Genomic DNA, 11,336 nt, shown 5'->3' with positions numbered 1-11,336 from the left:
CGGCGGTCATGGCGGAGGGGAAACGCCCGGTCACATTCCGAACCCGGAAGCTAAGCCCTCCAGCGCCGATGGTACTGCACTCGGGAGGGTGTGGGAGAGTAGGACACCGCCGGACAATCTTCCAGTCAGGGCCACCCTTCGGGGTGGCCCTGACTGCGTTTGTGGCCCGCTTCCGTGAATCGCCCCGGGCACGCCGCCGCGTCTCGTACCGTCGGTGCGGGAACCGCCCGCGCCTGCCCCGTCAGGCGGGCGGAAACGTGACGTGGTGTACCCGCCGTCCATGATCGGGGCGGAGCGGTGGGGGGTACCTGCTGATGGTTCGGCCGGAACTGACCGCCAGGCGCTGGCGGAGGCAGGAGTGGTCATGAAGATCGGAATCATCGGGTCGGGGCACATCGGAGGCACCCTCACCCGGCGGCTGCGCACGCTGGGCCACGACGTCACGGTGGCGAACTCGCGCGGGCCGCAGAGCCTGACCGACCTGGCCGCGGAGACCGGTGCGACGGCCGGCACCCTGGAGGACGCCGTCCAGGGCGCGGACCTGGTCGTCGTCGCCATCCCGCTCCGGGCCGTGCCGGAGCTGCCGGCGGCGCTCTTCGACGGCAAGCTGGTCGTCGACGCGGACAACTACTACCCCGAGCGGGACGGCGACATCCCCGAGCTGCTCGACCGGAGCCTCAGCTCCAGCCGCTGGACCGCGGACCACCTCAAGGGCGCCCGGGTGGTGAAGGTCTTCAACAACATCCAGGCCGCGTACCTGATGGACGGCGGCAAGCCGGCGGGCACGCCCGACCGCATCGGGTTGCCGGTGGCCGGTGACGACGCCGAGGCCAAGCGGGCGGTCATGGAACTCGTGGACGCGCTGGGCTTCGACCCCGTGGACGCCGGCACGCTCGACGAGAGCTGGCGGCAGCAGCCGGGCACCCCGGTCTACGGCACCGACCGCGACGCGGACGGCGTACGGCAGGGGTTGGCCGCGGCGCGGCCCTGAACGGCGTACGACAGGGAAAAGCCCCGCCGGCGATGTGGCCGCGGCGGGGCTTTCCCGTGCGTGCGTCAGGCGGGTGGCTTGGCGCAGATGAAGCGCGGCTCGGGGTCGTAGCGCCAGCTGAACTTCTCCCGCTTCACGACCTTGCCGTCCTTCTTGATGACGCGGTAGGCGTCCTGGGCGAAGCCCACGCTGCCCGCGGCGGAGATGCAGCTCGGGCCGGGATCCAGGTAGACCGTCCGGGGCTGGGTGATGTTCCGGCGGGGCCCGTACTCCGTCTTGACGCTGTCGTAGATCTTCGTGCTCCACATCGACACGGTGATCGTGCTGGAGGCGTAGGACGTGTCGATCAGGACGCCGTACGGGGTGTTGTTGCGGAACTTGAAGTCCAGCTGCGGCCAGAAGATGGTCGACTCGATGACCGCGGGGTAGCGGCTGAAGTAGAACGAGTGCGGCTTGTGCTCCACGTCCTCCAGCCCGGCGTAGTAGCTGGCGTTGAAGAGCGTCGTCGTGAACTGCGAGACCCCGCCACCCACGCCCGGCACGAGCTTGCCGCCGACGATGGTCGGCGCGTCCTTGTAGCCCTGGTCGTAGCCGCGTTCGCCGGTGTGGCCGTTGAGGGAGAAGGTCTCCCCCGGCCGCACGATGGCACCGTCCACGTCCTTGGCGGCCTGGACGATGTTCTGGCTGCGCGGCGAGGACAGACCACCGGGGAACCGGGTGGTGAAGGTGGAGACCCGCTCCTTGATGCCCAGCTCGGCGAGCTTGGCCTCGGTCAGCTCGGGCTCGGCCGGCTTCAGCGCCGCGGTCACCGTGCGGCCGTCCGCCCTGGGCAGCACGGCGAGCAGGTCCCGGCCGAGCGCCGCGGCGTCGACCTGCCGGCCGGCCCGGCCCGGCACCACCTTCGGCTTGCCGCCGCTGATCGTCAGCCCGGCGTCCTTCGGCGCGACCTCCAGCTTCGCCAGCCCGTCGCCGAGCGCCGCCCGCAGCCGCTTGACGTCGACGCGGGGGGTCAGCCTGCCCGCGTCGTCGGCGGCGAAGCGCAGGCCCCGGGCGATGGCGGCGGGCGGGATGGTGACCTTGCCGCCGTCGGTGGTGAGCGTGACGGGCGCCGCGACGGCCGGACGGGCCAGCTCGGCGAGGAACCGGTCGACCTCCTCGCGGGTGGTCGCCGGCCACTTCTCGACCAGCGGCACGGTCACCGGCTTGCCGGCCAGCCAGCCCGCCTTCACGACGTGGGCCGCGCCCGCCGCGTCGACGGTCAGCGCCGGCTTCGGGTAGACCGGCTTCGGGGTGGTGCCGGTGAAGATGATGGCCGGCATGGTCATCTCGCGGCCCTGGTTGCCCATCGCCGTGCGCAGCGCGGCCTCCAGGCGGGCGGTGTCGACCGTCACGACCGGCTCGACCGTGCGGGAGCCGACGAGGCGGCTCACCGGGTGCGCCTCGGCGGCGGCCGCCGCCGCCACCGTGGCGTCCACGTCGATGGCGAGCCCGACGTCGGCCGGCTTCAGCTCGGCCTGCTTCTCGCCCACGGTGACGGTGACCGGAGCGTTGAGCGTCGCGGCCCGGCGCGCCAGCTCGGCGTGGAGCGCCCGGGCCGCCTCGGCCCGGCTCCGACCGCCCAGCTCGGCGCCGAGGACCGTGGTGCCCCGGGGCACGTCGCCGGCGTACGCGTAGGCGCCGAGACCGGTGCCGGCGGCCAGCACGGCGGCGACGATCCCGCCGGCGAGCAGCATCCGCCCCCGGGACCGACCCGACTTCCCGGGCCCGCCCGCGGCGGGTGCGGCGACCGGTTCCGGCTCCACGTCCGGCCAGCTCACGGCCTTCACCTTCACGGTGGGCCGGTCGTCGGCGGAAGGCACTTTTTCGCCGTACAGCGTCACAGCAACCTCGATCGGAAGTACCACGCGGGGACCGCTTCCCCCGCGGGAGACACCTACGGTAACCAACGCCCGAGCCGGCCGGGAGTCTCCGCCCCGGGGGGGTCGTCGGGCTGCGGCGTCCGCCGTTCCCCGGTGTCGCCGTCATCACCCCCGGCGGGGCCTCCGCGCCGGTCCGGATCGTGGGACGGTGGCCGGGTGCGGACGGATGAGCGGACCCTGGCGTACGGCGGTGGCTGGCTGGACCGGGCGGGGGCGCTGCGCGCCGACCCGGGGTGGGTCGCCGCGCGGCTGACCGACCCGGAGAGCGCCCTGCTGCCGCTGTGGCGGGACCGGTGCCTGGTCGCGGCCGATCGGGTGCCGGTGCGCCGCTCAGGGGCCGAGGCGGCCGGGCTGCGCGCCGCCGCCGACGAGACGGTGTTCCTCGGGCTGGACTCCGGCCGGGCGGTGTTCGCCGTGGACCTCTCCGGCCGGGGCGAGGCCGAGGCGTGCGAGCTGGCCGGTGCGGGCGAGGCGGTGGACGTCCGGGCGCTCGTGGGCGGGCTGGGGCCGGCCGAGGCGGCCGTCCAGGCGTACGCCAGGGGGTTGCTGCACTGGCACCGGGGCCACCGGTTCTGCGGCGGCTGCGGGGCGGCCACGGTGGCGGGCGACGGCGGCCACACCCGGTCCTGCACGGGCCCGGGTTGTGGCCGGCTGCACTTCCCCCGCATCGAGCCGGCGGTCATCGTGCTGGTCGAGGCGCCCGGTGAGCCGGAGCGCTGCCTGCTGGCCCGGCACCGGGGCGCGGCGGAGGACTCCTGGTCGACCCTGGCGGGCTTCGTGGAGGTCGGCGAGAGCCTGGAGGACGCCGTCCGCCGGGAGTTGGCCGAGGAGGCCGGGGTGGAGGTGGCCGGCGTGGCGTACCAGGGCTCGCAGGCCTGGCCGTTCCCGGCCGGGCTGATGGTGGGCTTCCGCGCGACGGCGGCCTCCACGGAGGTGCGGGTGGACGGCGACGAGCTGGTCGACGCGCGCTGGTTCACCCGGGCGGAGCTGCGGGAGCGGGTGGCGGCGGGGCGCCCGCTGGGCCGGATCGACTCGATCGACCACCTACTGCTCGGGTCCTGGTTGGACGGCCGGGGCTGACCGGCCGCCGGACGGTCAGCCGGGTCGGCCGGACGGGTGAACGGGGCATCACCCTCAGCGGTCTGTCAGCTGTCCGTTACCGAACTGTGACGTAGACCCGTGACGACTACCACAGGTGAAACCTCTCTGTCTTCCTGTCGTAATAGGGCCGGTTTGCCCTGAGCCCTTTGCTATCGGGATGTTAACCGTTGGTAACCGTGGGCGATCTTGATATCACGGCTGTGTTACCCGTCAGTAGCAAGGGACTTGTGAGGTGTGTCGCTTCGCGGGAGCATGCAATCCGCGTACCGCGCGTCCGTCGGCACAACGGGCCCGCGCCGCCCCGCAGCTTTCCCCGTCCCGCGTCGCGTCCCGCGCCGGTGACGCACCCCCCGTCGAGGAGGACCTTGTGAGTGAATCGGAGAACCGCCAGATGAGTGGCGGCACCCGTTGGCGTCGCTTCGCCGCCGTGATGGTGCCCGCCACCGTCGTGGCCGGCGGCATCGTGCTGGGCATGGCCAACGGCGCCATCGCGGCCTCGTTCGCCGTCTCGGGCTCGACCTTCAAGGTCGGCGCCTCGAAGCTGGAGGGCAACGGCTTCAAGCAGTACGGCGGTCTGGTCAAGGAGAGCGACGGCACCCAGCACCCGGTGGCCGTCTCCGAGATCGCGGACGCCAAGCTCTACGACCTCTGCCAGTCGGTGAACGCCAGCCTTCCGGGCATCCCGATCGTGCTGACCATCAACGCCGGTGGCGGCGGCAAGCCGGCGACCGCCACCGACCTGCTGATCGACATGGACTCGCTCGAGGGTGACGCCACGTTCGAGAAGATCAAGATCGGCCGCGACGCGGGCGACATGAACCCGGCCCAGCCCGTCCTGCCCAAGTCCTTCGGCCAGAGCGCGGACAAGGTGACCATCACCGATCTGGAGCAGGTGGCGCGGTCCACCAGCGCCGGCGTCTTCACCCTCAACGGCCTGAAGCTGAAGGTCAACGTGGGCAAGGACGCCAAGGAATGCTTCTGATCTGATGTCGAGGCCCGCGGAGGGCGCCCTCCGCGGGCCTCGTTCTTGTCTCACGCCGTCAGCACCGCCAGGAGGAGTACGTGACAACCGCCGAGACGCAGCAGGCCGAGCCCGGTCGGGCCGGCCAGGCGTGGCGTAACTTCCGCCGGTGGCGGCGGACGCGGCCGTTCTGGGGCGGGCTCTTCACCGCGCTGGCCGGCCTCGAGATCTTCGGCACCACACAGATGAGCCTCCACGGCCTCACCTTCCAGATGGGGCCCACCGGCTTCCTGTCCTGGCTGATCCCGGTCATCCTCTTCACCTGCGGCATGCTGCTCTGGTTCAGCCCGCAGCAGCGCATGTTCTACGCGGTGGTCGCCGCGGTCACCGCGCTCTACTCGATGATCGGGGTGAACCTCGGCGGCTTCTTCATCGGCCTGCTGCTCGGCATGGTCGGCAGCGCCCTCGGCTTCGCCTGGGTGCCGCAGAAGCAGCCGTCCGCCGAGCCCGCCGCGCCCGTGGAGCCGGCGGAGGAGGACGACGCGAGCGGGGAGCCGGAGCCGGCCCTCGTCGACGAGTTGCTGCCCCGGCAGCGCGAGGACGAGACGACCGGCGTCCTGACCGACACCCTGCCCGAGCCGCGTAACCCGCTGCGCGAGCCCGCTCCGGCGGACCCGCCCGGCGCCACCGACAGCACCCAGATGCTGCCGCCCGTCGGACCGGACACGCCGCGGGGCGGTGGGCACCGGGACCCCCGGGCGTACGCGATCCTGTTCGTCGTCGCCACCGTCTCCGCGGCCGGCCTGTTCGCGCTCCGCGGCCAGGAGCCGGCAGTCGCGGCGCCGGCCGCCTGCCCGACCGCGACGGCCCCGACCCCGCGCCCCAGCGCGTCGGCCTCGGCGTCGGCGTCGGCCAGCCCGAGCACGGCACCGGCCGAGGAGAAGCCGGCCGAGGAGGAGCCGGCCGAGGAGCAGAAGGACTCGGACGGCAACCTGCTGACCGACATCGTCGACGGCATCACCGACCTGTTCACCGGGGGCGACGACCCCGCGCCCTCGCCCAGCCCCAGCACCTCGTCCGCCCCGGCGGCGGCCGCCGCGCCGGCGGCCACCGCGACCGGGACCGCCACGCCGAAGCCGAGCGGCAGTGCCACGACGAAGCCGTCCACCCCGGCGAAGCCGGACGCCGACTGCGACAGCCCGGCGCCGACCAAGCCGAAGCCGGTCGAGGAGGGCAAGCCGCTGCCGAAGCTGGCCGCCGACCCGGACCAGCCGATGGTCGCGGACCCGCCGTCGAAGCTCACCGGCTCCAAGGTGACCATGACCGGGCTGCGGTTCGAGGGGATCGTCGAGCTGCCCACCCGGGACGGCACGCTCAAGTGCCTGAAGTTCAGCATGGACAAGGCCGTGACGGAGGACTTCACCCTCCTGGCCACCGGTCCGGCCGGTAAGAAGCAGCGGTACGTCACCGACCGGCTCACCGTCGAGGGCGACGTCGCCTTCTACGCCACCCGGTTCGTCGGGCACCTGCTCGGCATCAAGATCACGCTCACCCCGGACCTGCCGTTCCCGGACGGCCTTCCGATCACCTCGCCGATCCCGATCAGCTTCACCGACCCGGTGATCGACCTGGCGTACGAGAACTCGAAGTCGCTCACCGCCCGGCCGGTGCTCAAGCTCGACCTGAGCTGACCCCGGCGGCTATGCGAAACGGCCGGGAGCCGGAGGAACCCCTCCGACTCCCGGCCGTCGTCGTCACTCAGAGCCGGGCCAGCGCCCGGCGCAGCGGGTCGAGCCCCAGCGAGCCCAGGTCGAGCGCCTGGCGGTGGAACTCCTTGAGGTCGAAGTCGGCGCCCTTGCGGGCCTTCGCCTCCTCCCGGGCCTGGAGCCAGATCCGCTCGCCCACCTTGTACGACGGCGCCTGCCCCGGCCAGCCCAGGTAGCGGTTCAGCTCGAAGCGCAGGTTCTCGTCCGGCACCCGGCAGTGCGCCCGCATGAACTCCCAGCCCAGCTCCGGCGTCCAGCGCTCGCCCGGGTGGAAGCCGAACGGGTTGTCGGCCGGGATCTCCAGCTCCAGGTGCATGCCGATGTCGACGATCACCCGGGCGGCCCGGAACGCCTGCCCGTCGAGCATGCCGAGCTTGTCGCCCGGATCCTCCAGGTAGCCCAGCTCGTCCATCAGCCGCTCCGAGTAGAGCGCCCAGCCCTCACCGTGCCCGGACACCCAGCAGAGCAGCCGCTGCCAGCGGTTGAGCAGGTCGGCCCGGACGGCGGTCTGGGCGACCTGGAGGTGGTGGCCCGGCACACCCTCGTGGTAGACCGTGGTCACCTCGCGCCAGGTGGAGAAGTCGGTGATGCCCTGCGGCACGGCCCACCACATCCGCCCCGGCCGGGAGAAGTCCTCACTCGGGCCGGTGTAGTAGATGGCGCCGTCGCTGGTGGGGGCGAGGCAGCACTCGATCCGCCGGACCTGCTCCGGGATGTCGAAGTGGGTGCCGTGCAGCTCGCTCATGGCCTTCTCGGCGAGCGCCTGCATCCAGTCCCGGAACGCCTCCTTGCCCTGGATGGTCCGGGCCGGGTCCGCGTCCAGGGCGGCCACCGCCTCGTCGATGCTCGCGCCGGGGCCGACGATGCGGCCGGCCACCGCCCGCATCTCGCTCTCCAGACGGGCCAGCTCGGCGAAACCCCAGGCGTACGTCTCGTCGAGGTCGACCCGGGCGCCCAGGAAGTACTGCGAGGCCAGCTCGTAGCGTTCCCGGCCGGCGGCCTGCTTCTGCCGGCCCCGCGGGGCCAGCTCGGTGCGGAGGAACTGCCCGAACTCGGCCGTGGCGGCCGTCGCGGCGGCCGCGCCCTTGCGCAGCTCCACACCGAGCGCGCCCTCCGCGCCGAGCCGCTCGGCCAGGCCGTGGAAGAAGTTGTCGCCGTTCGGGTCGACCCAGATGTCGCACTGCTTGGCGACCTCGACCAGCTGCACCTGCGAGCTGACCTGGCCGGCCGCCGCGGCCTCGCGCAGCGTGCGCTTGTAGCCCTCCAGCGCGCCGGCGAAGCGGTTGAGGCGGGCGGCTACGTTCGCCTTGGCGTCGTCGCCCTCGGTCGGCATGAGGTCGAAGACCATCCGCAGGTCGTGCAGCCCGCTGGCGATCACGTTGACCTCGCTGCCGGTTTCGCCGGCCTCGAAGCGGGCGAGCTCCAGGCCGAGGCGCTCCTGCATCGCCTCCTTGGCGGTGCGCTCCGCCTCCGTGTCCGGCTCGGTCACGTCGAGGTCGGCCAGGGTGCGCCGGGTCAGGTCGGCGCGGGCCGCGTAGCCCTCCGGGGAGAGGTCGTCGAGCTGGTCGTCGTAGCCGGCGATGCCGACGTAGGTGGCCCCGGTCGGGCTCAGCGGAGCCCAGTCGGCCACGTAGCGGTTGGCGAGGTCATCGATTCGTCCCACGATGCGACCCTACGTGACCGGGCAACCCCGTTGTCGGCGCCGTTCGCCGGGTTCCAGGGAGCAGGCCCGGTGCCACGGGGTGGCTGTGGTGGTCGACACGGCGTCCGAATTTCGCGCGACTTCGTCGTACGCCTACGGCAGAGTGTCAGGGGTGACAGCCGATATCACTCCTGACCGCGCGCCGGCGCGCAGCTGGTTGCCCGGGTTCGTCGCACTCGGCGTGATCTGGGGTTCCAGCTTCCTCTTCATCAAGGTCGGGGTGGCCGAGCTGCACCCGCTGCACCTCACCCTCTACCGCGTGGCCACCGGCGCGGCGACGCTGCTGGTGGTGCTGGCCGTGCTGCGCGACCGGCTGCCCCGCGAGCCCCGGGTCTGGGCGCACCTGCTGGTGGTGGCCGCCTTCGGCGTCGCGCTGCCGTTCACCCTGTTCGGCTTCGGCGAGCAGCGGGTCGAGTCGATGCTCGCCGGCATCTGGAACGCGACCACGCCGCTGATCGTGCTCCCGCTGGCGGTGCTCGTGTTCCGCACCGAGCGGCTGACCGTGCGGCGCGCGGTCGGGCTGGGGCTCGGCTTCGCCGGTGTGCTCGTGGTGCTCGGCGTCTGGGAGGGCGTCGGCGGGTCGCACTTCACCGGCCAGCTCATGTGCCTCGGGGCGGCGGCCTGCTACGGGGTGGCGATCCCCTACCAGAAGAAGTTCATCGCGGGCAGCGCGTACTCCGGGCTGTCGCTGTCGGCGGCCCAACTGCTGGTGGCGACGGCGCAGCTCGCGGTGGTCGCGCCGCTGGTGGCGGGCGCGCCGCCGGTGCCCACCGGGCTCTCCGCAAAGGTGGTGGCCTCCGTGCTGGCGCTGGGCGCGCTCGGCACCGGGCTGGCCTTCGTGATCAACCTGCGCAACATCCGGGTCGCGGGAGCGAGCACGGCGTCCACCGTCACGTACCTGATCCCGGTGTTCGCGGTGCTGGTCGGCGCGGTCGTGCTCGGCGAGCGGATGAACTGGCACCAGCCGGTGGGCGCCCTGGTCGTGCTGCTCGGCGTGGCCGTCGCGCAGGGGATGCTGGGCCGGCGCCGGCGGACGTCCGTCCCCGCCGCCGCCACCCGTCCGGCGGTGCCGGCCGGGCGCTGACCGCCAGGCCGGCGAGGTGGCGGGATCCGGGGCCTCCGGATGCCGCCACACCACTACGCCACCACGGCGCGGCGGCGACGCGCTCAGCCGCGGCCGGCCGTCCACTTCACCAGGCGGTCGGCCTTCCAGGTGTTGACCACCCGGTCCGCCGGCACCCCGCAGAACGCGGCGCGTTCGCAGCCGAAACGCTGCCAGTCGAGCTGGCCGGGGGCGTGCGCGTCGGTGTTGATCGCGAACCGGCAGCCGGCCTCCAGGGCGCGGCGGATCAGCCGCTTGGGCGGATCCTGCCGCTCCGGCCGGGAGTTGATCTCGACAGCCACATCGTGCTCCGCGCAGGCCGCGAAGACCGCCTCCGCGTCGAAGTCGCTCTCCTTGCGGGTACGCGCCCGGTGCCCCCGGTCGCCCGGCCCGGTCACCCCCGCCGGCCGGGAGGAGACCATCCGGCCGGTGCAGTGACCGAGGACGTCCAGGTGCGGGTTGGCGATGGCGGTCAGCATCCGGCGGGTCATCTTCGCCCGGTCGTCGTTGAGGCCGCTGTGCACCGAGCCGACCACGACGTCGAGCCGGGCCAGCAGCTCGTCCTCCTGGTCCAGCGAGCCGTCGGCCAGGATGTCCACCTCGATGCCGGTGAGGATGCGGAAGCCCTTCGGCAGCGCCTCGTTCACCGCGGCCACGTGGTCGAGCTGCTTGCGCAGCCGGTCCGCCGTGAGGCCCCGGGCCACCTTCAGCCGGGGCGAGTGGTCGGTGAGCACCACGTACTCGTGCCCCAGCTCGACGGCGGCCAGGGCCATCTCCTCGATCGGTGAACCGCCGTCGGACCAGTCCGAGTGGGTGTGGCAGTCGCCGCGCAGCGCGTCCCGCAGCTTCGCCGCGGCCTCGTCCAGGTCGGTGCCCTCGGTGGCGACCAGCCGGCGCAGGTAGACCGGCTCCTCGCCGGCCAGTGACTCGACCACGCAGCGGGCCGTGACGTCGCCGACCCCGGACAGCTCGGTGAGCTTGCCGGTGCGGGCCCGCTCGGCCACCTCGCCGGCCGGGAGGGCGCCCAGAGCCTTGGCTGCCGACCGGAACGCCCGGACCCGGTAGGTGGCCTCGTTCGCCCGTTCCAGCAGGAACGCGATCTGCCGCAGGTCGGCGATGGGGTCCCGGGCAGTCATGCCCTGCAACCTACGCGCCCGCGCCGCCCGCCGCGCGGTCTCACCCGGGGTGTCGGGAGTGGACGGCGGTCAGCCGGCCGCGGCCGAGCCGCTCGGCGCCTTGGGGCAGCCGTGCCGGCGCTGCCAGGCGGTCACCTCGGCGGCCGGCGCGCGGTTGCCCCGCTTGCGCCACGAGTCGAGGTACTTCGCCGGCCAGACGACGCCCCGCCGGATCCACCAGTCGTCGTGGCCGGTGCACTTCGGGGAGAGCCCGAAGTGCAGGTGGCAGACGTTGTTGGCGTTGCCGGTGCGGCCCACCTTCCCGAGCTGCTGACCTGCCCGGACGCGGACGCCGGCGTCGACGCCGGTGGCGATCGCGCTCAGGTGCGACCCGTAGTAGCGGACCCCGTCGTCACCGAGCAGCGACACCGACAGCCCGCCGTTGTTCGGGCCGAGCGGCCCTCGCCGGCTGAAGCGATCCACCCGGCTGACCTCCAGGATCACGCCGTCGGTGACCGCCACCACCGGCTCACCGCAGTCGGCGAAGATGTCCGTCCCCGGGTACCCGGAGTGGGTGGGGTGGTAGTCGACGTTGCCGGCGCGGACCGGGAAGACGTGCCGCGATGCGGTGCGGCTCGGTGCCGGGGACGGCGTGGGCGGGGCGGACGGAGCGGGCGGC

The 11,336-nt window shown here is 73.2% G+C and carries 9 protein-coding genes and 1 rRNA gene; 6 read left to right on the top strand and 4 right to left on the bottom strand.

Annotated features, from left to right (window positions below; genetic code table 11):
- Both rrf and F8274_RS26965 read left to right on the top strand, forming a co-directional pair.
- A 5S ribosomal RNA gene (gene rrf / locus F8274_RS26970) occupies positions 1-115 on the top strand; the annotation flags it as partial.
- A gap of 249 nt (positions 116-364) precedes the next feature.
- Positions 365-991: an NADPH-dependent F420 reductase gene (locus F8274_RS26965; RefSeq protein ID WP_151465171.1), complete on the top strand. Its 627-nt coding sequence runs from the start codon at positions 365-367 to the stop codon at positions 989-991.
- A gap of 65 nt (positions 992-1,056) precedes the next feature.
- Here the strand turns inward: F8274_RS26965 and F8274_RS26960 are convergent, their stop codons facing one another.
- Complete coding sequence (locus F8274_RS26960; protein ID WP_151465170.1) at positions 1,057-2,871, bottom strand: VanW family protein; 1,815 nt, start codon at positions 2,869-2,871, stop codon at positions 1,057-1,059.
- Between the two features lie 195 nt (positions 2,872-3,066).
- Between F8274_RS26960 and nudC the strand changes: the two genes are divergently transcribed.
- From nudC to F8274_RS26945, 3 genes are all read left to right on the top strand, one after another.
- Positions 3,067-3,990, top strand: coding sequence for an NAD(+) diphosphatase (nudC, locus tag F8274_RS26955; protein WP_151465169.1), 924 nt, complete (start codon positions 3,067-3,069; stop codon positions 3,988-3,990).
- Positions 3,991-4,402: 412 nt separating this feature from the next.
- Positions 4,403-4,993 carry a DUF6230 family protein gene (locus tag F8274_RS26950; RefSeq protein ID WP_151465172.1) on the top strand — a complete coding sequence of 197 codons (591 nt, stop codon included), beginning with the start codon at positions 4,403-4,405 and terminating at the stop codon, positions 4,991-4,993.
- Positions 4,994-5,073: 80 nt separating this feature from the next.
- A complete protein-coding gene (locus F8274_RS26945) occupies positions 5,074-6,663 on the top strand; it encodes a DUF6114 domain-containing protein (RefSeq protein ID WP_151465168.1) in 1,590 nt (529 codons plus the stop codon).
- Between the two features lie 67 nt (positions 6,664-6,730).
- Here F8274_RS26945 and F8274_RS26940 read toward each other — a convergent pair whose 3' ends face one another.
- On the bottom strand, positions 6,731-8,401 hold the full coding sequence (locus F8274_RS26940) for a DUF885 domain-containing protein (protein ID WP_151465167.1): 1,671 nt from the start codon (positions 8,399-8,401) through the stop codon (positions 6,731-6,733).
- A gap of 151 nt (positions 8,402-8,552) precedes the next feature.
- Here F8274_RS26940 and F8274_RS26935 point away from each other — a divergent pair, with 151 nt between their 5' ends.
- A complete protein-coding gene (locus tag F8274_RS26935) occupies positions 8,553-9,524 on the top strand; it encodes a DMT family transporter (RefSeq protein WP_225853994.1) in 972 nt (323 codons plus the stop codon).
- A gap of 83 nt (positions 9,525-9,607) precedes the next feature.
- On the opposite strand, the gene F8274_RS26930 is transcribed toward F8274_RS26935, so the two are convergent.
- On the bottom strand, positions 9,608-10,678 hold the full coding sequence (locus tag F8274_RS26930; RefSeq protein WP_151465165.1) for a PHP domain-containing protein: 1,071 nt from the start codon (positions 10,676-10,678) through the stop codon (positions 9,608-9,610).
- A 69-nt stretch (positions 10,679-10,747) separates the two neighbouring features.
- A partial coding sequence (locus F8274_RS26925) for a M23 family metallopeptidase (protein WP_151465164.1) occupies positions 10,748-11,336 on the bottom strand: 589 nt, incomplete at its 5' end.

The sequence above is a fragment of the Micromonospora sp. AMSO31t genome, from assembly GCF_008868175.1.
Lineage (GTDB): Bacteria > Actinomycetota > Actinomycetes > Mycobacteriales > Micromonosporaceae > Micromonospora.
The sequence above is the reverse complement of the archived record's forward strand: the minus strand, read 5'-3'. Positions and strand labels throughout refer to the sequence as shown.